Source organism: Paenarthrobacter sp. CAP02, assembly GCF_040137855.1.
Lineage (GTDB): Bacteria > Actinomycetota > Actinomycetes > Actinomycetales > Micrococcaceae > Arthrobacter.
Window position 1 is genome coordinate 271,183 of the sequence record NZ_JBEEII010000001.1, and the last position, 23,847, is coordinate 295,029.

The 23,847-nt window shown below is 64.2% G+C and carries 25 protein-coding genes and 1 riboswitch; of the genes, 9 read left to right on the plus strand and 16 right to left on the minus strand.

Features of this window, described 5'->3' with window-relative positions:
* Positions 1-269: 269 nt before the first annotated feature.
* The 5 genes from glyA to ABHM97_RS01405 form a co-directional block, all read right to left on the minus strand.
* Positions 270-1,589: a serine hydroxymethyltransferase gene (glyA, locus tag ABHM97_RS01385; protein ID WP_349469306.1), complete on the minus strand. Its 1,320-nt coding sequence runs from the start codon at positions 1,587-1,589 to the stop codon at positions 270-272.
* Complete coding sequence (gene gcvH, locus ABHM97_RS01390; protein ID WP_211711111.1) at positions 1,586-1,969, minus strand: glycine cleavage system protein GcvH; 384 nt, start codon at positions 1,967-1,969, stop codon at positions 1,586-1,588. The genes glyA and gcvH overlap by 4 nt, the downstream gene beginning before the upstream one ends.
* A 207-nt stretch (positions 1,970-2,176) precedes the next feature.
* Entirely contained in the window at positions 2,177-3,313 is a 1,137-nt protein-coding gene (gene gcvT / locus ABHM97_RS01395) for a glycine cleavage system aminomethyltransferase GcvT (RefSeq protein ID WP_349469307.1), read from the minus strand.
* A gap of 12 nt (positions 3,314-3,325) precedes the next feature.
* A complete protein-coding gene (gene gcvP / locus ABHM97_RS01400) occupies positions 3,326-6,172 on the minus strand; it encodes an aminomethyl-transferring glycine dehydrogenase (protein ID WP_349469308.1) in 2,847 nt (948 codons plus the stop codon).
* A gap of 148 nt (positions 6,173-6,320) precedes the next feature.
* Positions 6,321-6,419, minus strand: a riboswitch (glycine riboswitch).
* Positions 6,420-6,493: 74 nt separating this feature from the next.
* Entirely contained in the window at positions 6,494-6,799 is a 306-nt protein-coding gene (locus tag ABHM97_RS01405) for a PucR family transcriptional regulator (RefSeq protein WP_502921243.1), read from the minus strand.
* A 3-nt stretch (positions 6,800-6,802) separates the two neighbouring features.
* On the opposite strand from ABHM97_RS01405, the gene ABHM97_RS01410 reads away from it, so the two are divergent.
* The 4 genes from ABHM97_RS01410 (at position 6,803) to ABHM97_RS01425 (ending at position 10,051) form a co-directional block, all read left to right on the plus strand.
* Positions 6,803-6,922 carry a D-arabinono-1,4-lactone oxidase gene (locus ABHM97_RS01410; protein ID WP_235518459.1) on the plus strand — a complete coding sequence of 40 codons (120 nt, stop codon included), beginning with the start codon at positions 6,803-6,805 and terminating at the stop codon, positions 6,920-6,922.
* A gap of 125 nt (positions 6,923-7,047) precedes the next feature.
* Positions 7,048-7,512: a large conductance mechanosensitive channel protein MscL gene (mscL, locus tag ABHM97_RS01415; protein ID WP_235518457.1), complete on the plus strand. Its 465-nt coding sequence runs from the start codon at positions 7,048-7,050 to the stop codon at positions 7,510-7,512.
* Positions 7,513-7,634: 122 nt separating this feature from the next.
* Entirely contained in the window at positions 7,635-8,234 is a 600-nt protein-coding gene (locus tag ABHM97_RS01420; protein ID WP_349469309.1) for a TetR/AcrR family transcriptional regulator, read from the plus strand.
* Positions 8,231-10,051, plus strand: a complete 1,821-nt coding sequence (locus ABHM97_RS01425) for an alpha/beta fold hydrolase (protein ID WP_349469310.1) — start codon at positions 8,231-8,233, stop codon at positions 10,049-10,051. The genes ABHM97_RS01420 and ABHM97_RS01425 overlap by 4 nt, the downstream gene beginning before the upstream one ends.
* 157 nt (positions 10,052-10,208) lie before the next feature.
* Here the strand turns inward: ABHM97_RS01425 and ABHM97_RS01430 are convergent, their stop codons facing one another.
* The 5 genes from ABHM97_RS01430 to ABHM97_RS01450 all read right to left on the minus strand — a co-directional run bounded on the left by ABHM97_RS01430 (position 10,209) and on the right by ABHM97_RS01450 (position 13,875).
* Positions 10,209-10,556 carry a hypothetical protein gene (locus tag ABHM97_RS01430; RefSeq protein WP_235518452.1) on the minus strand — a complete coding sequence of 116 codons (348 nt, stop codon included), beginning with the start codon at positions 10,554-10,556 and terminating at the stop codon, positions 10,209-10,211.
* Between the two features lie 104 nt (positions 10,557-10,660).
* Positions 10,661-10,915, minus strand: a complete 255-nt coding sequence (locus tag ABHM97_RS01435; RefSeq protein WP_349469311.1) for a hypothetical protein — start codon at positions 10,913-10,915, stop codon at positions 10,661-10,663.
* Between the two features lie 91 nt (positions 10,916-11,006).
* Positions 11,007-12,380 (minus strand): NAD(P)(+) transhydrogenase (Re/Si-specific) subunit beta, encoded by a 1,374-nt coding sequence (locus ABHM97_RS01440; protein ID WP_349469313.1) that lies wholly within the window; start codon positions 12,378-12,380, stop codon positions 11,007-11,009.
* On the minus strand, positions 12,377-12,709 hold the full coding sequence (locus ABHM97_RS01445; RefSeq protein ID WP_349469315.1) for an NAD(P) transhydrogenase subunit alpha part 2: 333 nt from the start codon (positions 12,707-12,709) through the stop codon (positions 12,377-12,379). Before ABHM97_RS01445 ends, ABHM97_RS01440 begins: the two co-directional genes overlap by 4 nt.
* Complete coding sequence (locus ABHM97_RS01450) at positions 12,709-13,875, minus strand: Re/Si-specific NAD(P)(+) transhydrogenase subunit alpha (RefSeq protein WP_349469316.1); 1,167 nt, start codon at positions 13,873-13,875, stop codon at positions 12,709-12,711. The genes ABHM97_RS01445 and ABHM97_RS01450 overlap by 1 nt, the downstream gene beginning before the upstream one ends.
* Before the next feature lie 185 nt (positions 13,876-14,060).
* Here ABHM97_RS01450 and ABHM97_RS01455 point away from each other — a divergent pair, with 185 nt between their 5' ends.
* Together ABHM97_RS01455 and ABHM97_RS01460 are read left to right on the plus strand one after the other, a co-directional pair.
* A complete protein-coding gene (locus ABHM97_RS01455; RefSeq protein ID WP_235518437.1) occupies positions 14,061-14,672 on the plus strand; it encodes an NADPH-dependent FMN reductase in 612 nt (203 codons plus the stop codon).
* Positions 14,673-14,793: 121 nt separating this feature from the next.
* Positions 14,794-15,183: a hypothetical protein gene (locus tag ABHM97_RS01460; protein WP_235518435.1), complete on the plus strand. Its 390-nt coding sequence runs from the start codon at positions 14,794-14,796 to the stop codon at positions 15,181-15,183.
* Between the two features lie 77 nt (positions 15,184-15,260).
* Here ABHM97_RS01460 and ABHM97_RS01465 read toward each other — a convergent pair whose 3' ends face one another.
* The gene (locus ABHM97_RS01465; RefSeq protein WP_349469317.1) at positions 15,261-15,947 is read right to left on the minus strand and encodes an HAD family hydrolase; all 687 of its coding nucleotides are present in this window, start codon (positions 15,945-15,947) and stop codon (positions 15,261-15,263) included.
* 1 nt (position 15,948) lies between these two features.
* Positions 15,949-16,260, minus strand: coding sequence for a hypothetical protein (locus ABHM97_RS01470; protein WP_349469318.1), 312 nt, complete (start codon positions 16,258-16,260; stop codon positions 15,949-15,951).
* Positions 16,261-16,343: 83 nt separating this feature from the next.
* On the opposite strand from ABHM97_RS01470, the gene ABHM97_RS01475 reads away from it, so the two are divergent.
* Together ABHM97_RS01475 and ABHM97_RS01480 are read left to right on the plus strand one after the other, a co-directional pair.
* The gene (locus ABHM97_RS01475) at positions 16,344-16,985 is read left to right on the plus strand and encodes an NADPH-dependent F420 reductase (protein WP_349469319.1); all 642 of its coding nucleotides are present in this window, start codon (positions 16,344-16,346) and stop codon (positions 16,983-16,985) included.
* 232 nt (positions 16,986-17,217) lie between these two features.
* Positions 17,218-18,000, plus strand: a complete 783-nt coding sequence (locus tag ABHM97_RS01480) for a VOC family protein (protein WP_349469320.1) — start codon at positions 17,218-17,220, stop codon at positions 17,998-18,000.
* A gap of 14 nt (positions 18,001-18,014) precedes the next feature.
* Here ABHM97_RS01480 and ABHM97_RS01485 read toward each other — a convergent pair whose 3' ends face one another.
* Entirely contained in the window at positions 18,015-18,914 is a 900-nt protein-coding gene (locus tag ABHM97_RS01485; RefSeq protein WP_349469321.1) for a PaaX family transcriptional regulator, read from the minus strand.
* Between the two features lie 165 nt (positions 18,915-19,079).
* Here ABHM97_RS01485 and ABHM97_RS01490 point away from each other — a divergent pair, with 165 nt between their 5' ends.
* Positions 19,080-19,613 (plus strand): ABC transporter permease family protein, encoded by a 534-nt coding sequence (locus ABHM97_RS01490; RefSeq protein WP_235518411.1) that lies wholly within the window; start codon positions 19,080-19,082, stop codon positions 19,611-19,613.
* A 61-nt stretch (positions 19,614-19,674) separates the two neighbouring features.
* Here ABHM97_RS01490 and ABHM97_RS01495 read toward each other — a convergent pair whose 3' ends face one another.
* Genes ABHM97_RS01495 through ABHM97_RS01505 form a run of 3 tightly spaced genes read right to left on the minus strand, consistent with a single transcriptional unit; the run spans position 19,675 to position 23,838 of the window.
* On the minus strand, positions 19,675-20,079 hold the full coding sequence (locus ABHM97_RS01495) for an acyl-CoA thioesterase (protein WP_349469322.1): 405 nt from the start codon (positions 20,077-20,079) through the stop codon (positions 19,675-19,677).
* Between the two features lie 7 nt (positions 20,080-20,086).
* Positions 20,087-21,445, minus strand: a complete 1,359-nt coding sequence (locus tag ABHM97_RS01500; protein WP_349469323.1) for an MFS transporter — start codon at positions 21,443-21,445, stop codon at positions 20,087-20,089.
* A 2-nt stretch (positions 21,446-21,447) separates the two neighbouring features.
* A complete protein-coding gene (locus ABHM97_RS01505) occupies positions 21,448-23,838 on the minus strand; it encodes a bifunctional salicylyl-CoA 5-hydroxylase/oxidoreductase (RefSeq protein ID WP_349469324.1) in 2,391 nt (796 codons plus the stop codon).
* Between the last annotated feature and the right edge of the window lie 9 nt (positions 23,839-23,847).

Consider the following 23,847-nt stretch of genomic DNA (forward strand, 5'->3'; position numbering starts at 1 on the left):
CGGCCCGGCCCCCGTGGAGGTCCCAGTGCGAACCCCCAAACCCGGTAGTGATGTGTGGCATTCGTTCCCAGCAAATGCCACACCCGGGAGATCAATGTGCGTTAGCCCTGCCCAACACTCGCGCCCTGAACCTGGCCCTTTGGGGCGCCGGCGTCCGGAAGCGTGCGTCTAAGGGAGCGTCACGTCCGCCCAGCGGGCGTTTTCGCGACCGAGCACGCGGAGGATGCTGGCGCCCCAATGGCCAACGCAGCGAGACCACGAAATGGGCGCTAGCCCAGGTTCGCCGTGCCCGGGTACAGCGGGTGCGCCTTCGCGAGGACATCGACGCGGTGACGCAACCCCGAAAGGTCGGTGTCGGCGTCGGCCATAAGGGCTTCGGCGATGATGTCCGCAACTTCCCGGAACGCTGCTTCCCCGAATCCGCGCGTTGCCAGCGCAGGGGTGCCGATCCGCAGTCCGGAGGTGACCATGGGCGGGCGCGGGTCGAAGGGAACTGCGTTGCGGTTGACGGTGATGTCGATCGCGGCGAGGCGGTCTTCGGCCTGCTGGCCATCGAGCTCGCAGTTGCGCAGGTCCACCAACACCAGGTGCACATCGGTTCCGCTGGACACCACGGAGATGCCCTTGGCGGCAACGTCGTCCTGGACCAGGCGCTCGGCGAGGATCCGGGAACCAGCCAGAACGCGTTCCTGGCGCTCACGGAATTCCTCCGAGGCAGCGATCTTGAACGCAACAGCCTTGCCCGCGATGACGTGCTCCAGCGGCCCGCCCTGCTGGCCCGGGAACACGGCAGAGTTGATCTTCTTGGCGATGTCGGCGTCGTTGGACAGGATGATTCCGCCGCGCGGACCGGCGAGGGTCTTGTGCGTGGTGGAGGTGGTGACGTGGGCGTGCGGAACGGGCGAGGGGTGCAGCCCCGCGGCTACCAGGCCAGCGAAGTGGGCCATGTCCACCATCAGGTACGCCCCGACGGAATCAGCGATCCGGCGGAATTCAGCGAAGTCCAGCTGCCGCGCATATGCGGACCAGCCAGCTACGATCAGTGCCGGCTTGTGCTCCTGGGCCAGGCGTTCCACCTCGGCCATGTCCACCGTGTGGGTGTCCTCGCGGACGCCGTAGGGGACCACGTTGTAGAGCTTGCCGGAGAAGTTGATGCGCATGCCGTGCGTCAGGTGGCCACCGTGAGCGAGGTTCAGGCCCATGATCGTGTCGCCCGGCTTGATGAGCGCGTGCATCACCGAAGCGTTGGCCTGCGCGCCGGAGTGGGGCTGAACGTTCGCGTACTCGGCGCCGAACAGGGACTTGATGCGGTCGATCGCGAGCTGCTCGATCACGTCGACGTGCTCGCAGCCACCGTAGTAGCGCTTGCCCGGGTAGCCCTCGGCGTATTTGTTGGTCAGCACCGAGCCTTGCGCCTGCATCACGGCCACAGCCGTGTGGTTCTCGGAGGCGATCATTTCCAGGCCGTCGCGCTGGCGACCCAGTTCGTCGTCGATCTTTGCCGCGACCTCAGGGTCCAGCTCGGACAGCTGGGCATCCAACGACGCCGATACAACCTGCTGGTATTCAGTGACAGTTACAAGGTTCACAGTTCTCCACCGTTCGTTGCAGCGTATTCCTCGGCCGACATAAGCGGCCCTTCCTCGGTGGCGGCCACCTTGAACAGCCAACCTGCACCGTAGGGATCGTTGTTGATCAGTGCGGGGTCGGAAACAACGGCGTCGTTGATTTCGGTGACCTCGCCGGTGACGGGCGAGTACAGATCGGACACCGACTTGGTGGACTCCACCTCGCCGCAGGTCTCCCCCGCGGTCACGGTGGAACCGACCTCGGGCAGGTCAACGTAGACAATGTCGCCCAGGGCGTCCGCAGCAACGGCGGAGATCCCAATGCCTACCGGCCCGCCACCATCGGCGGCAACCCACTCGTGCTCAGCCGAGTATTTCAATTCAGCAACTACCTTGCTCATAAGATTCCTTCTCTCACTAACTGAAACTTTCAAGATCACTCGCGGCAGGTTGACACATCAACCAGCGCTTAGGGGTTCAAACAGTGCCACCATCCACAACGGTTCGGGTCCGGCGACCGGCAGCATGCGTCCAAGGGAGCGTCGCGTCCGCCCAGCGGGCGCCCGTGCGACCGAGCATGCAGAGGTCGGCGGTCCCGAAGATCCGGGCTACTTGGTGCGCTTGTAGAACGGCAGCTGCACGACTTCAAACGGCTCGGCCTTACCGCGCAGGTCGACGTCCACCACAGTGCCAACGACGGAATGTTCGACGTCGACATACGCCAACGCGACCGGGTAACCGAGCGTCGGGCTGGGCTGCCCGGAGGTCACCTCACCGATCAGGGAACCGTCCTTGAGCACCGAGTAGTGCCCACGGGCGGCACGACGGCCGGCTCCCTTGAGCCCCACGAGCTTCTGGCCGAGAGTGGCTCCGACACCCGCAGCCTTGATCGCGGCGAGCGCTTCCTTGCCCACGAAATCACCCTCCTTGGCCAGGGAAACCACGGGTCCCAGTCCGGCGGCGTAGGGATTCATGTGACGGGAGAGCTCGTTCCCGTAGAGGGGCATTCCGGCTTCGAGGCGCAGGGAGTCGCGGGCGGCGAGCCCTGCCGGGATGAGTCCCTGGCCTTCACCGGCTTCAAGAAGGGCTTCCCACAGTACGGAAGCGTCGACGTTCGGGACATAGATCTCGAAGCCGTCTTCGCCGGTGTACCCGGTGCGTGCCAGCAGCAGGTCCTGCCCGTTGATGCTCACGTCAACGGCTGCGTAGTACTTCAGCTCGGTGACCAGCGCGTGCTGTTCGGCGGGGACCAGCTCCAGCAGAATGCCCTCGGAGTTGGGTCCCTGCACGGCGATCAGTGAGGTTTCGGCAGACGCATCCTCCACGGAAACGTCAAATCCGGCTGCACGTTCGCGAAGTGCCTGCGCGACGATCTTGGCGTTGCCCGCATTGGGAACCACCAGGTACCGGTCCACGCCTTCTTCGGGCGAGGGGCGCCGGTACGTGATGAGGTCGTCGATGATGCCGCCGTCGGTGTCGCAGATGAGCGAATACTTGGCCTTTCCCACTGCGATCGCGGACAGCTTGCCCACCAGCGCGTAGTCCAGGAACGCTGCAGCCTCCGGCCCGGTGACCCAGACTTCGCCCATGTGAGAGAGGTCGAACAGGCCAGCGGCGTTGCGGACTGCGTGGTGCTCGGCGAGCTCGGACTCGTATTTCAGCGGCATCTGCCAGCCACCGAAGTCCGTGAAGGAGGCACCCGCCTTTTTGTGTTGCTCGTACAGAGCCGTGTAGTTCTCAGTCATGATCGGGATCCTTTAGTTCTCGAATGATTCGATCGGAGGGCAGGAGCACACCAGATTGCGGTCGCCGGCTGCGCCGTCGATGCGGCCCACTGGCGGGAAGTACTTGTCCTGCTTGAGGTGGTGGACGGGGAAGGCGGCCTGCTCGCGCGGATACTGGCGGTCCCAGTCGGAATTTACGACGGCGGCAGCGGTGTGCGGCGCGTTGCGCAGCGGCGACTCCTCGACAGTGAAATCACCGCTGGCCACCTGCTCGATCTCGGCACGGATGGTGATCATGGCTTCGATGAAACGATCGATTTCGGCAAGGTCTTCGGATTCGGTGGGCTCCACCATCAGCGTCCCAGCAACCGGGAAGGCGAGGGTGGGGGCGTGGAAGCCGAAGTCGATGAGGCGCTTGGCCACATCTTCAGCCGTGACTCCGGTGCGGGCCGTCAGCTCGCGCAGGTCCAGGATGCACTCGTGCGCCACCAGCCCGCCCTCTCCGGTGTAGAGGACCGGGAAGTGCTCATCCAGCCGGGAAGCAACGTAGTTCGCGGCCAGCAGCGCCGACTTGGTGGCTTCAGTGAGGCCCTGCCCACCCATGAGCTTCACGTAAGCCCAGGAGATCGGCAGCACACCAGCGGATCCGTAGCGCGAAGCGGAAATCGCCACGCCATGACCCGGTTCGTGGGCTGCCTTGTTGGCATCGCCCGGCATGAACGGAGCCAAGTGGGCTTTTGCTGCAACGGGTCCAACACCGGGACCGCCGCCGCCGTGCGGGATGCAGAACGTCTTGTGCAGGTTCAGGTGGGACACGTCGCCACCGAACTTGCCCGGCTGCGCCAAACCAACCAGCGCGTTCAAGTTCGCGCCATCGACGTACACCTGGCCGCCAGCATGGTGGACGGCGTCGCACACCTCAACGACGTCGGCGTCGTACACACCGTGCGTGGACGGGTAGGTGATCATGATGCAGGACAGCACGTCCTTGTTGGCTTCGATCTTGGCGGTCAGGTCCGCGTGGTCGATGGTCCCGTCAGCAGCCGTCGCCACCACAACCACTTTCATGCCGGCCAGCACTGCGGAGGCAGCGTTGGTGCCGTGCGCGGAAGCGGGAATCAGGCAGACAGTGCGCTGCTCGTCACCCCGGGAGAGGTGGTAGCCGCGGATTGCCAGGAGCCCGGCGAGCTCTCCCTGGGAACCGGCGTTCGGCTGGATGGAGACCTGGTCGTAGCCGGTGATCTCGGTCAGGTCCGCTTCCAGGTCCTCGATCAGTTCGCGCCAGCCGGCCGTCTGGTGGTCCGGCGCGAAGGGGTGGATGGAGGCGAACTCCGGCCAGGAGATGGCTTCCATCTCAGCGGTCGCGTTCAGCTTCATGGTGCACGAACCCAGCGGGATCATGGTGCGGTCCAGCGCGAGGTCCCGGTCGGACAGCTTGCGGATATAGCGCAACAGCTGCGTCTCGGAACGGTGCGTGTTGAACACCGGGTGCTGCAGGAAGTCGCTTGTCCGGACCACGTCAGAAGGCAGCTCGAATCCGGCCGCGTCCTTCACCGGACCGGCACCAAAGGCGACGGCAACGGCGGAGAGGACCTCCGGCGTCGTGGTTTCATCAATGGAGACGCCCACGGTGTCGGCGTCGATGAACCGCAGGTTGATGCCGCGGGCTTCGGCGGCGGCGATGACTTTGTCAGCCTTGCCGGGGACGCGGACGGTGAGTGTGTCGAAGAACGCCTCGGTCACGAGCTCGCGGCCGGCCGCCTGCAGAGCCGTCGCCAGCGTGCGTGCGTGACCGTGAACGGTTTCGGCGATCGACTTCAGGCCTTCCGGGCCGTGGTAGACGGCGTACATCGAGGCCACGATGGCCAGCAATGCCTGGGCTGTACAGATGTTGGACGTGGCCTTTTCGCGCCGGATGTGCTGCTCGCGGGTCTGGAGGGCCAAGCGGTAGGCCGGAACGCCCGCGTTGTCTTTGGAGACGCCGACGATGCGGCCTGGAAGCGTGCGCTCCATGCCTTCGCGGACGGCCATGTACGCGGCGTGCGGGCCGCCGAAGAACAGCGGGACGCCGAAGCGCTGCGCAGTTCCGACGGCGACATCGGCACCTTGTTCGCCCGGGGGCGTGATGAGGGTGAGCGCCAGCAGATCTGCCGCGACAGTGACCAAGGCGCCACGTTCCTTGGCTTCGGCGATCACCGGGGCGTGGTTGAAAACGCGGCCCGAAACGCCCGGCTGCTGCAGGACGATACCGTTGATGTCGCCGTCGGGCAGGCCAGCCGAGAGGTCCGCGATCTCGACCTCAAAACCCAGCGCCTCGGCGCGGCCCTTCACGATTGCGATGGTCTGCGGGAGGAGGTCGGCGTCCAGGACTGTCTTGCCGTCCTTCACAGCCTTGTTCGCCCTGCGCATGAGCAGCACTGCCTCGGCAACGGCGGTAGCTTCGTCCAGCAGCGAGGCGTTGGCCACGGGAAGTCCCGTGAGGTCTTGGACCATGGTCTGGAAGTTGAGCAGCGCTTCGAGGCGGCCCTGGGAAATTTCCGGCTGGTACGGGGTGTAGGCCGTGTACCAAGCCGGGGATTCGAGGATGTTGCGGCGGATGACGGGCGGGGTCACGGTGTCGTAGTAGCCCTGGCCGATCATCTGCACGGCAGTTTTGTTCTTGGAAGCCAGCTTGCGCAGCTCAGTGAGGACCTGCACCTCGGTGAGGGCGTCCTGCAACTTCAGCGCAGTGTCCTGGCGGATGGAATCTGGGACAGCAACGTCCACCAGGCCATCGACAGAGTCATAGCCGATGGCCTTGAGCATGGTGTCAACATCGACCTGGCGGCGGGCGCCGATATGCCGGTCCGCGAACGCGGTGGGGGTTGATTGTACAGTCAAGAGGAACTCCATGATTCAGGCGCCCGTTGAGCGCCACGATGATGTGGGTTCCTCCCCGCTCTGTATTGGACCTGAGAGATTCCGCAGGAATGGTTGCCTGCTTGCACCGTCGGTGAGCCCGGTTTCCCGGACTGCTTTCCAGAGTTGCCTAACCGCGGCGGTACATGGGCCTGAGAGATTCCTGGGGAGGATTTGCTCCTACGGCGCCTGACTGGATGTACCGGCAGGACTCTCCCGCCGCAGATCAAAAGCGTTGCATCACGTGAGTGACACGCTTCACACCATAGCGGGTTATTTTGAAAAAGCGCAAGCAAGCTGTGACTACTGATGCATGGCCTCATGGATTTGGAGCGCGAACCACAACTGCGCAACCGTGGACGTTTCGCCCATGTCCAGCCCCGTCAACTCACCGATTTTCCGGATCCGGTAGATGATGGTCTGCCGGTGCGCGAACAACGTCGCAGCCGTCTTTTGCCAGGAACGCTGGGAGTCCAAATATGTCCGCAGGGTCAGGATCAGATCGCCGTCCTGGCTCTGCTCATAATCAAAAACCGGGCCCAGCAAGCGGCGCACCAACGCCGCGTGCTCCAGGAATTCGAGCCCCGGGCACACTGGGGGAAGATCCACTTCATGACCCGCAGCCGGCTGGAGCGCCTCTACCCGGAGCTCGACACTTTCCTCCAGGTCCGCCGCGAATTCGATCCCCGCGGAATGTTCCTGAACGACCACACCCGGTCGCTGTTTGGCTGAGGTCGTGACGGGGCAGGGGAGCGCGCGTGATGCACTCCCCTACCCCGTTACACCGGGTTGAAACATGGGGATGGTAGTTTGTTCACTGCTGAGGCAGACATCCGCACCCGAGCTGAGGACACTCCATGTTTAAGGGTTTCAAAGACTTCATCCTTCGCGGCAACGTGATCGAACTGGCCATCGCCGTGGTGATCGGCAGTGCTTTCACCGCACTCGTCGGGGCCTTCACCACCCACATCATCAACCCGGTCATCGCCGCGGCCGGTGGCATGAACGCCGAAGGCCTGGGCTTCAAGATCTGGGAAAACAACCCCGCCACGTTCGTCGATTTCGGGGCCGTCCTGACCGCCCTGGTCACGTTCGTCATCACGGCTGCCGTGGTCTACTTCATCTTCGTGGCGCCCATGAACAAGATCAACTCCCTGGTCAAGGACCGCCTCTCCACCGAGGAACCCGAGGAAGAGCCGCTCCCCGCAGATACGGCACTCCTCGCCGAAATCCGCGACCTCCTCAAGGACGCAGCCGCTGCCCGCAACGCAGGTACCGCTTCCGCGCTCGACCCCGGGCTCGGCTCCGACCCCGTCCGTTAGGGCCAGCACAGCCTTTAAAAGTAGCTCCACCCAAAACCCGGCTCCCTCACACGAGGGGGCCGGGTTTTTGCGTGGGGCTTCGCGGATTTACAAAAATATATAGACCGGTCTATTATTTCCCTATGGCTATCAAAGGAAACCTGACGAAGGCACGGCTTACAGAGTCCATGCTGCAGCTCATCCAGACCAGCGGCTACAGCGGCACCGGCCTGAACGCTGTGATCGAACACGCCGCCGCACCCAAGGGGTCTGTCTACTTCCACTTCCCCGGCGGGAAGGAGGACCTGGGAGTCGCAGCGGTCGACCTCGCCGCGACGCAATTCCAAGCCCTGATCGCGGAGGCGGCATCTTCCGCGGGCGGCCCGGCTGAAGCTGCCCGCGCCGCCATTGAGGCTTTGGCGACGATCGTCAGCGGGAGCAACTTCCAACTGGGCTGCCCTGTCTCCGTCGTCACCTTGGAGATGGGCGCTGAGAGCGAGCGGCTGCGGCAGGCATGTGCCACTGCCTTCGAGTCGTGGATCGTACCGACGTCCGCGCTGCTCGAAGCAAGCGGCATTGACGCAAAGGAGGCGCGGTCCTTGGCGACGGTCATTGTGTCGACGATCGAAGGTGCGGTGATCGTCTCCCGCGCCATGCAGGACACCCAACCCCTGGCTTCGGCCGCTGATGTCGTAGCAGAGCTCATCAACCACCGCCTCGGGACCACTGGGAGGACCCGATGACAACACTTGAAGACCCCCGCCACGCCCTGGTCTTCGGGGCCTCCGGATTGGTTGGCAGGCATCTCGTCCTGGCCCTGGCCCTGGCTGGCGCGAACGTCACGGCGGCTGTACGGACCGCCGAGTCCGGCGCCCGTGTCGAGCGATGGGTGCGGGAGCACGGCCTGACACGGAGCATCAACACGACGATCGTCGATTTCGAGTCCCCCGGGATCGTCACTGGAGGCCCCTCGGCATTCCCGGACGTCACCGAGATCCACAACTGCGCCGGGACCTACCGGTTCGGAATGACCGCCCACGAGGCACGCAGCGCGAACGTCGGCATCGTCGAGAAGCTGATGGACTTCGCCGCGGATCTCCCCAAAGTGCAGCGCGTCGTCCATGTGTCGGGCTACCGCGTCGGCGGACAGGACCCAACCACCATTCCATGGTCAGAGGATTACCGCGCTGCGGCCTACAAGGAACTTGGAGCCTACGAAGCCTCAAAGGTGGAATCCGACGCGATCTTCCAGGCCCTGGCCATGGAACGCGGAATCCCCTGGACAGTCGTCAACCCGTCCAGCCTGATCGGCGACAGCGTGACCGGGGAATCCGACCAACTCATCGGGCTGCCCACCACCATCGAACAGATCTGGGAAGGCAGCGTTGCGGCGTTGCCAGGAGGCGAAACGACGTTCCTCCCGGTCGTTACGGTCGACTATCTTGCGGCTTTCATGACGGCTGCCGCGGTCGACCCGGCTGCTGCGGGCAACGCCTATTGGATTCTCGACGACGCCACCCCGCCACTGGCGGACCTGCTCACGCATGTCGGCCGGCATCTTGGCGCGAAGGTCCCACGGCTAAGGCTGCCGGTTGGGGTCATCAGGCGGCTCCCCGAGCGGATCACCAAGGCAGATCCCGAGACGCTTACCTTCATGTCCTCCGACCGCTATCCAACGCAGTCGGCAATCGATTTCGCCGACAAACACGGAATCCGGATGCCGGACGTGCTGCTGTCCGTGGAACGGTGGGCCGATTACCTGGCCGCGCATCGGTTTGGGGCCATCATGGCCAAGGACCGTAGGTTCGTGGACGTCGGCGGCATACGGACATTCGAACTGGGCGTCGCCGGGTCCACCAGGCTGATCCTTCCCGGCCTGCCGGTCAACGCAGACACGTGGGCCGGAGTGGCAGCTGACATCGGGGCACGCGTCGTGGACCTTCCCGGACTCGGACTCAGCGGAGGAGCGGGCGTTCAGGACTGGCAAGGGTGGCTGCCCGCCCTGCTGGAAGGGGAACCCGTGGACCTTATCGGCCATTCGATCGGTGCCGCTGCAGCAGTGGTCGCAGCAGACCTGGCGCCTGAGAAGGTCCGGTCCCTCACGTTGATCGCGCCGTTCTTCCTCCAGAGGGCGACACCCGCGTTGTCCAGACTTCGGCCGCTGGTCAGCTTCTTCCTGCGACGCGTCGGACCGGCAAGGTTGTCACAGCAACTCACCGGCACGGATGCGAGCTCGGATGCCCTCCGATCCAGCATGGCCGACCTCAAGCGAAGCAGTGCCACGAGGGTGGCCCAGCATCTCGCCCTGACGGGATCCAAGCAGTGGCGCAGCGAACTCCAGGACGCCCTGGGGCGGTTCAGCGGCCAGGTCCGGATCATCACGGGAAGCGAGGACCCGCTCGCCGCCGATGCGTCCGGGCAGCTCAAGTCCCTTCCCAACGTCGAGCTGATTGTGGTGCCGGGCGCCGGGCACCACCCGCAGTTGACCCACGGCGACGCTCTCGCCAGCCACCTCAAGAATCACTCACGCGAGCAGGGCACCCGCAGCTACAGCCGCTAACGACGGTCACCAACCTCTACGGCGCAAACATCACGGCGGAGGTGGAGGCCCGCACCGGAGTACCCGTTCTCGATTCCGTGGCGGTCACCCTCTGGCACGCCCTGAGGCTGGCCGGCGCGCCGCTGCTTGACCCCGCATGGGGCAGGTTGCTTGCCGGCTAGTCCTTGTCGATCCGGTCCAGCAACTTTCCCAGGGCATCGCGGATGTCATCGTAATCGTTCTGGCCGGCGCGGCTTTCGGCGGCGATGACACCGCAGCGGTGGATCTTTGTGAAGTCTCCGATGGGGAACTTGTAGTGGCCCTTTTGGTCATCCGGGTGTTCGTCGTCGACACCGAGGAACCACTTGGAGTACTCGGCATGGCCATGCTTGTCCAGGAACGCATTCTCGTCCTTGGTTGAGGGGGCATGCTCACTCCAGTCGTCCCGGGTGTCCTTGGCCACCTTGCCATCACGGATCAGGGCCTTGGCGTGCTCGAAGGCCTTCTTGTTGAGTTTCACGGTCATGTCGCAACCTCTCAGTTAAGGCTTTGGGCTGGTACGCCCAGCTTAGGGCGAGGACGGACGGCCCGGAATACCCGACGGCGAGCGCACGGGGCGAGCCTCTGGGGTCAGTTCATGAGCTGGACCCAGAGGCCCGCGCCCCGCTCCTTCGTGACCATCCGGCGTCCGATCGCTCCCCGTTGGGTCAGCCACAGGACGTTGCCGTCAGCCGTGACGGCCTCCACCTGGCCCTGGTCAACGATCTCGTTCCCACGCCAGATCTGGACGGCCTGGCCCACCAGCAGTTTCCAGTTGGACACCCGCTTTCCCCGCGCCGTTTCGAGGCGTGATCCAAACAACGATTCGTTCCCACGGTCTTTCACTCGATGACTCCTAGCCTGGTGTACACAGTTCCTGTACATGACGTGTGCCATCAACGGCGCATAAATGACGCGTTTATGCTGTCCGCATTCATCAGAGTGCTTTTACGGCGCCCAACACCTTGGTCAGCGAGTCTTTCGCGTCCCCGAACAGCAACGTGGTCTGCGGTTCATAGAGCAACTCATTTTCGACGCCTGCGAACCCCGGCCTCATGGAGCGTTTCAGGAACACCACCTGCCGGGCGTCGGCCACCTCCAGGATGGGCATTCCATAAATAGGCGATCCGGACGTGGTCTTAGCCGCGGGGTTCACGACGTCGTTGGCACCCACCACCAGCGCGACGTCCGTGGTTTTGAACTCGGAGTTGATGTCCGACATTTCCTTCAGCGACTCATAGGGAACGTTGGCCTCGGCGAGGAGCACATTCATGTGTCCGGGCATGCGCCCGGCAACAGGGTGGATCGCGAAGTCGACGTCGATCCCCCGGGCCTCCAAAGCCAAGGCAAGTTCCGCCGCGGTGTGCTGCCCCTGCGCGACGGCGAGTCCGTACCCGGGAACAATGATCACACGCTGCGCGTAGCCGAGCAGCACTGCGATGTCCTCCGCGCTGGAGGAGCGGACCGGCCGTTCGCTGAGTGCGGTGGAACCGGCGGTGGAGCCACCTTTGAAGGCACCGAACATGATGCCGGCAACACTGCGTCCCATGGCCGATGCCATGGCGCGGGTAAGGATGGTGCCGGACGCTCCCACCAGTGTTCCGGCAACGACCAGGAGGACGTTCCCCAGCACCAGGCCCGACGCCGCGACAGCCAGGCCAGTAAAGGCATTCAGGAGCGAGATGACAATCGGCACGTCAGCGCCACCCACCGGCAGCACCAGGAGGACGCCGGCTCCGAGCCCGAGGACCAGCAGCACCAGGGCCCAACCCGGCGCGCCGCTGGCGATGACCACCGCACCGGCCGCGACGGCGGCCAGGAGCACCACAGCCATGAGGACCGGCAGCCCGGGAAACGTCACGGGCCGTGTGGTCATGAGCCCTTGCAGCTTGGCGAAGGTGATCGCCGAACCCGCGAAAGACACAGCACCCACCAACAGGGTGAACACGATGGCCAAGCGAACCCAGGCATCCTCCGTATGCGGCAGTTCCAGCAGGGCAACCAGGGCCGCCGCACCACCACCTACACCGTTGAACAGGGCCACGAGTTGCGGCATTTGGGTCATCTGCACCCTGCGCGCCACGGGGGCAGCAACACCGGCACCCACCACTATCGCGCCCAGGATCCAGGGAATGTTGTCCAGCTTCACGGACAAGAACACCGCCACCACGGCCACAACGGCTCCGAACGCACCGATCAGGTTGCCCCTTCGTGCGCTCTTCGGCGAGCTCAGCCCCTTCAGGGCAAGGATGAAGCAGGCGGCCGCTGCGAGATACAGCAGCGCAGTCCAAGTGGGGCTGAGGAGGGTCACCGATGCCCCTCCCTGCCCGTGGCTTGCCCGGCATCAACGCTCGACGGCGGCCGCTGCCTTCCCCGGAACATCTCCAGCATGCGGTCGGTCACCACGAACCCACCCACCAGGTTGGCCGTGGCAAGGACGACAGCCAGCAGGCCGACCGCCAGGATCCACGGATCAGAAGCCTGCCCGGCGACGATGATGGCACCCACCAGAATGATGCCGTGAATGGCGTTCGCCCCGGACATGAGGGGCGTGTGAAGGGTGCTGGAAACTTTGGAAACAACCTCGAAGCCCACAAAGACAGCCAGGACCGTGATCGTCAACAGGCTCATGCCGTCCATCAAAGGGCTCCTTCAGATCCGGGGGAAAGTGCTGCAAGAGCTTCCGCGGTGGGGCCGTGCCGGATGGTGCCGTCGTGGGTCAGGCACGCCCCCGCCACCACTTCGTCGGAGAAGTCGGGTGAAACCACGCCCTCACTCGTCATGAGCGCCAAAAGGTTGGCCACGTTCTTGGCGTACAAGCGCGAGGCGTCCGCGGGCATGGCGGAGGCTGGATCCTTGATTCCCACCAGGGTTACCGTGCCCTGCCCGTCGCCAGTGGGGACGGGGATATCCTGCCCCGGAATACTCCCTTCCACGTTGCCTCCGGACTCTGCCGCCAGGTCAATCACGACCGACCCGGGCCGCATGCCCTGGACCATCTCGCGGCTCACCAAAAGTGGAGCCCGCCTTCCGGGAACAGCTGCAGTAGTAATCAGGACGTCGGCCTGGGCAACGTGTGGAGCAAGGAGCGCGCGTTGCAGGGCTCCCCTGTCGGCGCTCAGTTCCCGGGCGTAGCCACCCGAGGCTTCCGCCGTTTCAAGGTCCAGCTTGATGAACGTTCCGCCCATGGACGCTACTTCGTCTGCTGACGCGGGCCGGATGTCGTTTGCTGAGACGCGGGCGCCAAGCCTTTTGGCTGTCCCGATTGCCTGCAGTCCAGCCACGCCAGCTCCAAGGACCAGCACCCGGGCCGGCGGAATGGTTCCGGCCGCCGTCATGTAGAGCGGGAAGAACCGGGGCAAACGCATTGCTGCCTCGAGCACGCACCGGTACCCGGCCACGAGGGCCTGGGAAGTCAGTGCATCCATAGACTGGGCCCGCGAAATCCGGGGCACCAGCTCGAGGGCGAACGATGTGATGCCGCCGGCGGCGAGGGCCCTTACGGTTGGCAACTCCGACGACGGCGACCCCAGTCCCACGGTGACCGCACCACGCTGGAGGGAGCCCGCCGTCGTCGGGTCCATGGGGCGCACGTGGCAGTAGATGTCGAGTGTCCCAAGGTCCAGGGCCTGGACGACGGCCGCTCCGGCGGCCCGGTAGTCGTCGTCGCTGTGGCCGGAGGCAGCGCCGGCGCCTGACTCGATCTCAAGGTCGAGTCCAAGGCCCGCCAACTGCTTGACCGTTTCCGGCGTAGCGGCCACCCGCCGCTCACCGTCGAGCCTCTCGCGCCCAATCCCTGCTTTCAACGCCACCCCTCTCCGGAACTCGCCAGAAACCAGTTGGCATGAGTCTATGACCGCAAGGGTCCGGGCGGGAGTAGGGGGCTGCGCTATGTGCACAAGTCCACTAGGGTCGGTGGAAGCTGGTGGCAACCAGCCACCACACCGTCGACGAGCCGGTTCCGGCCGTGCCGTCGGGAAGGAACGCCGCTATGGACACGTTCAAAATCGGCTATTTCGTAGGAAGTCTTTCAAGCACCTCCATCAACCGAACCCTCTCCAAGGCGCTGATCAGCGTGGCGCCGCCCGAGCTGGAATTCCATGAGATCGAAATCAAGGACCTCCCCCTCTACAGCTCCGACTACGACGCCGACTTTCCGCCCGCCGGCAAGGCGTTGAAGGATGCCATCGCGGCCTCGGACGGCATCCTGTTCGTCTCGCCGGAGTACAACCGCTCCATTCCGGGCGCGCTGAAGAACGCCATCGACTGGGGCTCGCGCCCGTGGGGCACCAATTCCTTCGCCCGGAAGCCCACCGGAATCATCGGAGCGTCGCCGGGCGGCATCGGCACTGCGGTGATGCAGTCGTCCATGCGGAGCGTGCTGAGCTTCCTGGATGCACCGCAGTTGAACGCACCGGAGGCGTACATCCGTTTTGTCGCAGACGCTTACGACGACGACGGTTCCGTTAAGGACGAAGGCACCGCAGGCCTCCTGCGGCACTACATGGAGGAGTACAGCGCGTTCGTGCAGCGTGTCCTTGCCGCCAACGCACCGGGCCACATCGGCGACCCGGAACCGGATACCGACAAATTGAACCGCTAGGACCGCGGGTTGGGTGTCGCCCGGATCTGAACGGGCGACACCCGGTACCCTCGGTCTGCGATTTAGTCAGTATGCTTACTACTACGAGGATTTAGGAACAGGCCTACCCCAGGAGAAGAAGATGCTTCGTAGAGTAGCTATGACCGCCTTGGCAGTGACCCTTTTCGTCGGCACCGCCGCCTCCACTGCCGGAGCCGCTGGCGCGGCCACAAGCCTTCAGGGCAGCGTTGCCGCAACCACACAGAGCCCATCGCCCGAGCCGAGCAACCCCTCCGGCCCTTCCACCGCAACCCCCACGGCGGAGCCAACATCCGACGCTCCAAACCCAGCGGGCACAGGCCCGGCCAACCCCGGCACCAGCGAAACCGGCCAGCAACAGCAAACCCGGACAGACGTCGTTCCGTGGGTCCTCGCTGGGGTAGCCGCCGTCATCATCATCGCGCTCATCATCTGGACGCTGCGGAACCGCCGCGGTCGGGACAAAGGCATCCAGCACGACGACGGCCGGTAACCGGGCGGGGCGCCTCGCCCAAGGAGCCAGGCGCCCCGTGACGGTCAGGTGACCCTAGCGGTCAGCTGGCCCGTCGATCAGCTGGCCCGGCCGCTCAACTTGCCAATAAGGCTCGTCTCCAAGTGCTCCAGCAGGTGCTGCGGATTGTCATAGACTTCCGCGGCTCCTGCGTCCCGCAGTTCCGCTTCGCTGATTCCACCGCAGGTCAGGGCAACCACCGGCACCCCGATCGCAGCGCCGGCCTTCACGTCCCACACGGCGTCGCCAACAAAGACGGCGTCCTCCGGGTCCACGCCGAGCTTCTCCAGGCAGGCCACCAGGATGTCCGGGGCGGGCTTGCTTTCCTCGGCGTCGTTGGAGCTGGTCCATGCGTCGATGGATGAGCCTGCGTCGAGGAGGTGGCGGCTTACGTCGAGGTCGCGTTGCTGCGCCGATGATGCCAATCCGACCGCAAGACCGGCGTCGGAGCATGCCGCCAGAAGGTCACGCGCGGAATCGAAGGGCCGGAGCGTCGGCCAGAACGTCGAGAACACGGCACCGTGGGCCGACTTCAAGTCTTCCTGCATTTCGTCGGTGCAATCCGGGACCAGGCTCTGGATCAGCTTGTCGCCTCCCATGCCTACGCGGCGGTGGATGGCCGACACTTCGATGTCCAGCCCTTCGCGCCTGAACGCCTGCCACCAGGCCATTGCATGGAAGTAGCTGGAATCGATCAGCGTACCGTCCACATCAAAGAGGACTGCGCGCTTCTTTTGGGACTTCACCTTAGCTGCCACAACCCACCACTTCCGACGCCGTGTGGGTACCTTGCGCAGCGAGTGCCGAATCAATGACAGGCTCTTCCAACATCAGTACCGCGTACCTCTCAGATGAGGCTTGCCGCAGCAGGCCAGTGCCGGCCACTTCCCGGATGGCCTCCACGCCTTCCACCGCCTCATCCATCGAAGAGAACCGCTTTGAGAGGCCCATGAGGACGTCACTGCCGTCCACCATCAGAATCCGATATCCCCCATCGGGCGTTTCAACCATCTCCAAGTGCCCGGCCACGCCAACCTCCTCGCCATCGATGAAATGCATAGTAAGACTACTTAGTATAGGCCACCTAAGAAATGTGGCGTAACGCGGGAAATACGCGCCTGCAACATCTTGTTGGCACCGACATGACAACAATTGGAATCATCGGTGCAGGACACATTGGCAGCCAGGTTGCACGCAAGGCCGTGGAACTGGGCTACGACGTCGTGATCAGCAACTCGCGGGGTCCCGAGACGCTGGGCGATCTGGTCGCGGAACTTGGGCCGAGGGCCCGGGCCGCCACGGCAGCCGAAGCAGCAGCGGCAGGCGATTTCGCCGTCGTGACCGTTCCCTTGAAGAACTACCAGAGCATCCCCACGGAGCCGCTTGAGGGCAAGGTCGTCATCGACACGAACAACTACTACTGGGAGCGCGACGGCCGTATCCCCGAGCTGGACAACGGCGAAGCAACCACATCAGGCCTTCTCCAGAAGCACCTCCCCACCTCCAAGGTAGCCAAGGGCTTCAACCACATCTTTGCCAAGGACATCACCACTGACGGCACCCCCGCCGGGACGCCGAACCGCCGCGCCCTGGCCACCGCCAGCGACTTCCCCGAAGCCGCAGAACTTGTCACCAAGCTCTACGACGAATTCGGCTTCGACACCGTCAACATCGGCCGGCTGGAAGACAGCTGGCGCGTCGAGCGCGACCGCCCCGCCTACGTCATACGGCAGAATGCGGACGAACTCCGCGAGAACCTCGCCAAGGCAACCCGCACCGTCTAAATCCGGTTTACGCACGACGGCGGGCAAGCGGCTGATGCTTGCCCGCCGCCTTTGTCATGGGTGCTTTTGGTTCCGGCAAATTCGTCCCTGGAGGCCGAAAAAAAGGACGGCGAAACGGTGTCACGAACCGGCGTCGGCGCGCACATTATGGGTGGCTGCCTCTCCGTCAGGCCCGGCGCATGGGCTTACGGGGAGGCAGCTTCGCCCTGAAAGCCCCTACGCGAGGAGTCCCATGTCCACACGAATCTCGAGCTGGCCTGCAGCAACCCCCATGTGGGTGGACCTCGGCGCAAATGATCCCAAAGCGGCGAAGTCCTTCTATTCGGGCCTTTTTGGCTGGGATTTCATCTCCGGCGGCCAGGACGCGGGCGGCTATGTCCTGGCCTGTGTTGGCGGGCGTGCCGTGGCAGGACTGGGCCCCAAGCAGGATCCGTCCATGCCCACCACGTGGACAACGTTCCTCGCATCGGATGATGTTGACGTCACCGCGAAGAAGATCAGTGCCGCGGGTGGACAGCTGATTGCGCAGCCGTTCGACGTCATGGACTCCGGCCGCATGGCCTTGGCCGTGGACAGCGCCGGCGCAGTGTTCGGAGTCTGGCAGGCAGGCAACCACATCGGCGCGGAGCGGGTCAACGAGCACGGCGCACTGTGCTGGAACGAGCTCCATACCCGCGACTACGCAGCGGCCCGCGCTTTCTACTCCGGAGTCTTCGACGTCAGCTACCAGGACGTCACGGAGGATGGCTTGGTCTACTCCACTATGCGCAGGCCGCTGGATGGCCGCGAAGTAGCAGGGGTCCACCATGACACCGGGCTCTCCGGGACCACACCCAACCTTTGGATGACCTGGTTCGCCAGCGACTTTGTGGAGGGCTCTGCCACCCGGGCTGTGGAACTGGGTGCGACACTCCTGGAACCGGTCACGGACAGCCCGCTGGGACGCATGGCCGTGGTGCGGGGTCCACAGGGAGAGGTGTTCGGCCTCATCGACGCACCGCGAACCAGCGAATAGGAACCAGCGAATAGTCAGGCCGCTGCCGGGTCCAGCGCTTCGGCGATGATCTCGTGCGCGTGGGCGGCAGCCAAGGGCGCGGCCAGGCGATGCACGGCCTGGAAGGTCCTGCGGACGGCCGGGCCGTGCCATTCGGGCGGCAGGTAGTCCGTCGGCAGGTTCGGGTCCCGGTACGGAAACCGGCGCCACATGGTCAGCATGGGGATGTAGTAGCGGAACGCGTCACGCCGCAACTCCTCTGTGGAGTGGGCCAGGGCAACGTTCGGGTCCTCGCCCACGCGCTCAATCCATTGCTGCTCCGCGTCCCCATAGAGTCCAAGGAACTCGGTGAACTGTTCATCGAGTTCCTTGAGGTCCCACCACTCCGAGATTTTGGGACGCATGGGTCCGTCAAAGACGTAATCGCTCCGGAACAGGTCCACAAACTCGATCAAACCACTGGCAGTGAGACGCTCCTTGGCCTGCTCGAGCTTGTGGGCCGGCGCAATCCACACGCCGTTGGCTACGGAGCCGAAGCCCAAGCCAGACAATGCTGAACGCAGTTGATGCCGCCGGTTCCGCATGGACTCAGGCACCGAGAACACGGCCAGCACCCAGGTATCCACGGGCGCAGGCTGCTCGGGGGCAAAGATCCGGCGGTCACCTTCGCGGAACACGTCGCTGACCGACTCCGAGATTTTGTATTTGGCAATCCCTCCTTCGCGAACGCTCTTCAGCACGCCTTTTGCCTTGAGCCTGGAGACGGAGGACCTCACGCCCGGAGCGTCGTAACCGAGCGAGCCCAACATGGAAATCAGAGCGGACACCGGCAGGGCATCACCTGCGTTCCGACCATAGAGCCCAAAAATGGTAACGAGCAGCTGTTGGTGGCGCACCGGGGGTGCCGGGACGGCGAACATCGGAAGGATCCTCATTTCCGCGCCCCGCATTGGGCGCCAGTCCAGTTCATCATAGGTCCGCGCCGCACCTCGCCCGAGACTAGCCGAGCCATACTAAGCATGCTTACTATGGACGGACGCTGTTCCAGGGCTGTTACTGCCCCGGAGCGACCTTTCCGTTCAAACGATAGGAAGCACATCATGGCAGGAAACCTGGTAGCACGCTCCATTCACGACCTTACGGCCGCGGCCTGGTTCGGCGGCTCATTGATGGGGGCCATTGGGCTGAATGGGGCCGCTGCGGAAGCCAAAGATCCCACGGAGCGTACCCGGTTGTCGAGCAAGGGCTGGGGCAAGTGGGCTCCTGTGCAGACAGCAGCCTTCGCCGGACACCTCGCCTCAGACCTGGCAATCGCATGGGAGAACAAGGGCAGGATCGCGAAGCAGGACAGCGTCGCCTCCAACACCATCTACAAGACCGTGGTGACATTGGCCGGAGCTGCCGTCACCCTCTACGCGGGCGTTGTTGGCAAGAAGGTCGATGAGCTCTCCGAAGAGGGCGCAGAAGGAGCCACCGAGCCCCGCGCAGGCGCTTCCGATGAACTCAAGTCAGCCCAGACCCAGCTGAAGGCACTGCAGTGGGCCATCCCCGCATTCGCTGCCTGGGTGATCATCCTTGGCGCCAAGCATGGTGAGATGCAGCGGCCCAAGAACATCCTGAAGGGTCTCCGCTAAGGGCTCCCAAATCCCCCGCCGAGACGGCACTTAATGACAATCCCAGGCCCTGGCATTGTCATTAGGTGCCATCTCGCGCGGTGATCCTGCGGACGAAGTGCTCCGGCCACGGCTCCGCTGAGGTGGCTCCGCTGGGTACGTGGACGGTGGTGACCGTACCGAAAGCCGCCACGTCACCGCCGTCGGACGTCACCTCGAATGCCATGGTGAGCGAGGTGCGCCCCAGCGCGCTGATCTTCACCGTTGCGGTGATGCGCTGGCCGAACCACAGCTTGGCTTTGTAGTTGATGACTTGCTGGACCCTGGGCGCGCTGGGGAAATAGTCCGGCAGGTCCAGGGACCGGAAGAGTTCAGCTTCGGCGGCTTCCACCCAGCGCAGGATGGCCGAGTTGTGCTGGTGTCCGGAGGCGTCGGTGTCCACCCATTCCACCGTTCGCTCGATGCACGCCTCCGGAAACCTGTCCACGATGCTCCTACCGGGCGCTTACTGCTGCGTCGTCAGGATCGACGTCGACGGCGGATACCGGCACCTCAGGTTGTGGCTTGGGAATCAACGCCACCGCACCGGCCGCCAGCACCGCGATACCGGCGAAGATCGCGAAGTTAGCCTCGAAAGGCAGCTTTGAGCCGGCAATCCAGCCACCGATCAACGGTCCCGAGATGGCACCAAGGCGGGCGAAGCTCAACGCCCAGCCGGTAGCCGTTCCACGGACCTTCGCCGGGTAGTAATCGGCGATGTAGCCGGTCAGAACCAGTGAGGTTGAGATTGATCCAATACCAGCGAAGGCCACGAAGAGCAGGTTGACCACCATGGTGTTGGGGAAGACCAACAGCATGATGCCCAGGCCGCCCAGAATGTAGAACACCACCAGGATGAGCTTCTTGCCGTACTTGTCCGCGGCCCGGCCCAGAAGCAGGCCACCGATCGCGGAAGCCAGACTGAAGACCAGCAGGAATGTCAGCGACGAGCCGAGGTCGTAACCGGCCTTCTTCATGATGCTGGGCAGCCACGTGTTCAGGCCGTAAACCAGCAGCAGGCCCAGGAACAGGGAGATCCAGAAGAAGACGGTGGAACGCAGGTACTTCCGGGAGAACATCGTGGTGATCGTCTTCCACCACGGGTCCGCCTGGGCGCCGGCCACAGGAGCGGCAGGAACCACCGGCCGGTAGTCGGAGATCTGCAGTTTGGCGGCCAAAGCCTTGGCCTCAGGCGATCGCCCCTTGGACTCAAGGTATTCGAGGGACTCGGGGAGGAACTTCCAGATGATCGGGAGCAGCACCACGGGCGCGGCCCCGATGGCGATTACTGCACGCCACCCACCGATCGGCAGCACGAACAAGGCAGCAAGGGCCGCCACTACGATCCCCAGTGAATAACCGGAGTACATGAGCCCGTAGTTGAAGGAGCGCTTGTTCGGGGCCGAGTACTCAATGGTCAGGGCCGCAGCCACGGGGATCACGCCGCCCATGCCCAGCCCGCCGATCAGGCGGAACAGGCCGAACAGTTCCGGCGTAGGTGCCCACGCTGCGCCCGCCTGGGTGAGCGTGAAGATGACCATGGAAGCCAACAGCATCCTCTTGCGGCCCACCAGGTCACTCAGGGTGCCGATGAAGAGCGCTCCAATAAGCATGCCGATCAAGGCATATGACCCTAATCCACCCAGTGCCAACGGCGAGAGGTTCCATTCCTTGTACTCAGCCAGGGCCGGGAGCACCGCGCCCAGGACACCGACGTCGTATCCCTCGGCGAGGATCGCGATCCAGCAGCAGAACAACACCAGGCCGGTTGTTTTGGTGGGTACATTCCAGTCATTGACGGGTGCGGTTGCCATGACTACTTCACCAGGACCGATGCTGCGTCGGACCGGGGAGTCCAACGAAGGTGTGTGGAGGACTCTTCAATGTCTACTTCCTTGAGCAGCGACAGGCGCGGACGGACGGCGTCGGTGCGTGAGCTCGGCGGTTTGCGGCGTCCGGCGCGGAACTGCGGGATCCACTGGGCGCCCGGGCCCTGGTATTCCTGTTCAGCCGCAGCGTGCAGGGTCCACTGGGGATCGTAGAGATGCGTACGGCCGAGCGCGATGAGGTCCGCACGGCCGGCCAGGAGGATGGAGTTGACGTCGTCGTAGCTGGAGATGGCGCCGACGGCGATCACTGCCACGCCTGCCGGAGCGGCGACTTCCTGACGGATGCGGTCGGCGAACGGGGTCTGGTAGCTGCGCCCGAAGGCAGGCTTCTCTTCCTTGGCGACCTGGCCGGTGGAGACATCCAGGCCGGCGGCACCGTGCTCAACGAAGGCCTTCGCGATCGCCACGGAATCATCGGAGGTGTTGCCGCCGTCGATCCAGTCGGTCGCGGAGATGCGTACCGTCACCGGCTTGCCGGCAGGCCACACCGCGCGAACGGCGTCGAACACTTCCAGCGGGAACCGCAGCCGGTTCTCCAGGCTGCCGCCGTATTCGTCGGTCCGCTTGTTGGACACCGGCGAAAGGAACGAAGAGAGCAGGTAGCCGTGGGCTGCGTGGATTTCAAGGAGGTCGAAGCCGGCTTCCTCGGCACGGACGGCAGAAGCGACGAACTCGGCCTTAATGGCGTCCATCCCGGTACGATCCAGTTCAACGGGGGTCTGGTTTTCGGCGCTGTACGGCAAGGCAGAAGGGCCGACGGCGGTCCAGTTGCCGGACTCAAGCGGCTGGTCGATGCCTTCCCACATGAGCTTGGTGGAGCCCTTGCGGCCGGAGTGGCCCAACTGCGCGCCGATCTTTGCGGTGGAACGACCGTGGACGAAGTCCACGATCTCCTTCCAGCTATCGCGCTGGGCATCCGTGTAGAGGCCGGTGCAGCCGGGGGTGATCCGGCCGGTTTCCGAGACGCAGACCATCTCGGTCATGACCAGCCCGGCACCACCCAGGGCCTTGGAGCCCAGGTGGACCTTGTGGAAGTCACCGGGAACGCCGTCCGTGGCTGAATACATGTCCATCGGGGAGACCACAATGCGGTTCTTCAGCTCCAGTTCCCCGATGCGGAAGGGCTGGAACATGGCCGGAGCCACCTCAGCGAGTCCCTGGGACTCGGCAAAGTCCCGATCCACGGCGTCGGCGAATTCGGGGTCGCGGAGACGCAGGTTTTCCTGGGTGATGCGGCGGCTGCGGGTGAGCAGGTTGAAAGCGAACTGGGTGGGATCCTGGTCCTTGTACTGGCCGATGCGCTCGAACCACTCCAGGGATGCTTGGGCTGCGCGCTGCGTGGATGCCACCACGGGCCGGCGTTCGGTTTCGTAGGCTTCCAGCGCGGCCTCGATATCCGCGTGCTCGTGCAGGCAGGCCGCCAACGCGAGGGAATCTTCCATGGCCAGCTTGGTGCCGGAGCCGATGGAGAAGTGTGCCGTGTGGGCGGCATCGCCCAGGAGCACCACGTTGTCTTTGCGCCAGCTCTGGTTCCGGACCGTAGTGAAGTTGATCCACTTGGAGTTGTTGGTCAGGACGTCGTACCCGTCCAGCTCTTCGGCGAAGATTTCGCGGATCTTGGCAATCGACTTTTCGTCGGAAACACCGGGAGGGAAGACCTCGTTGGCGGTCTCGTCAAAGCCGGCGGCGTGCCAAACATCCTGGTGCATCTCCACGATGAAGGTGGAGCCCTCATCCGAGTACGGGTAGCCATGGATCTGCATGACGCCCCACTCGGTTTCCTTCACGAAGAACTTGAAGGCTTCAAAGACCTGGTTGGTGCCGAGCCACATGAACTTGTTGCTGCGGGGGTCCAGATCCGGCTGGAACGCGTCGGCGTACTTGGCGCGGATCTGCGAGTTGATGCCGTCGGCCGCAAGGACCAGATCGTAGTTGGCTTCGAGCTCTTCCACCGGCGGAGCCACCGTGCTGAACCGAACGTCCACGTTGAGTTCGATGCAGCGGCGCTGCAGCAGCTCCAGGAGTTCCTTGCGGCTCATGGCAGCGAAGCCCTGGCCGCCAACGGTGATCGTCTCGCCGCCGAAGTGGATGTCGATGTCCGACCAGCGGGCAAAACGACGGCTCATGTATTCAGCCACCACGGGATCGGCGTTGCCGATGCCGCCCAGTGTCTCATCGGAAAACACGACGCCGAACCCGAAGGTGTCGCTGGCAGCGTTGCGCTCCCAAAGGGTGATGTCGTGGGACGGATCCAGCTGCTTCATCAGTGCTGCGAAGTACAGGCCGCCCGGGCCGCCTCCAACGATTGCGATTTTCATGGTGTTGCT

Excerpts from the sequence above, each read along its gene's own strand:
- gcvH (WP_211711111.1), bottom strand. The coding sequence starts at position 1,969 with ATGAGCAAGGTAGTTGCTGAATTGAAATACTCGGCTGAGCACGAGTGG.
- gcvT (WP_349469307.1), bottom strand. The coding sequence starts at position 3,313 with ATGACTGAGAACTACACGGCTCTGTACGAGCAACACAAAAAGGCGGGT.
- ABHM97_RS01410 (WP_235518459.1), top strand. The coding sequence starts at position 6,803 with ATGACCCGCAGCCGGCTGGAGCGCCTCTACCCGGAGCTCGACACTTTC.
- mscL (WP_235518457.1), top strand. The coding sequence starts at position 7,048 with ATGTTTAAGGGTTTCAAAGACTTCATCCTTCGCGGCAACGTGATCGAA.
- ABHM97_RS01420 (WP_349469309.1), top strand. The coding sequence starts at position 7,635 with ATGGCTATCAAAGGAAACCTGACGAAGGCACGGCTTACAGAGTCCATG.
- ABHM97_RS01425 (WP_349469310.1), top strand. The coding sequence starts at position 8,231 with ATGACAACACTTGAAGACCCCCGCCACGCCCTGGTCTTCGGGGCCTCC.
- ABHM97_RS01430 (WP_235518452.1), bottom strand. The coding sequence starts at position 10,556 with ATGACCGTGAAACTCAACAAGAAGGCCTTCGAGCACGCCAAGGCCCTG.
- ABHM97_RS01445 (WP_349469315.1), bottom strand. The coding sequence starts at position 12,709 with ATGGACGGCATGAGCCTGTTGACGATCACGGTCCTGGCTGTCTTTGTG.
- ABHM97_RS01455 (WP_235518437.1), top strand. The coding sequence starts at position 14,061 with ATGGACACGTTCAAAATCGGCTATTTCGTAGGAAGTCTTTCAAGCACC.
- ABHM97_RS01460 (WP_235518435.1), top strand. The coding sequence starts at position 14,794 with ATGCTTCGTAGAGTAGCTATGACCGCCTTGGCAGTGACCCTTTTCGTC.
- ABHM97_RS01470 (WP_349469318.1), bottom strand. The coding sequence starts at position 16,260 with ATGCATTTCATCGATGGCGAGGAGGTTGGCGTGGCCGGGCACTTGGAG.
- ABHM97_RS01475 (WP_349469319.1), top strand. The coding sequence starts at position 16,344 with ATGACAACAATTGGAATCATCGGTGCAGGACACATTGGCAGCCAGGTT.
- ABHM97_RS01480 (WP_349469320.1), top strand. The coding sequence starts at position 17,218 with ATGTCCACACGAATCTCGAGCTGGCCTGCAGCAACCCCCATGTGGGTG.
- ABHM97_RS01485 (WP_349469321.1), bottom strand. The coding sequence starts at position 18,914 with ATGAGGATCCTTCCGATGTTCGCCGTCCCGGCACCCCCGGTGCGCCAC.
- ABHM97_RS01490 (WP_235518411.1), top strand. The coding sequence starts at position 19,080 with ATGGCAGGAAACCTGGTAGCACGCTCCATTCACGACCTTACGGCCGCG.
- ABHM97_RS01500 (WP_349469323.1), bottom strand. The coding sequence starts at position 21,445 with ATGGCAACCGCACCCGTCAATGACTGGAATGTACCCACCAAAACAACC.
- ABHM97_RS01505 (WP_349469324.1), bottom strand. The coding sequence starts at position 23,838 with ATGAAAATCGCAATCGTTGGAGGCGGCCCGGGCGGCCTGTACTTCGCA.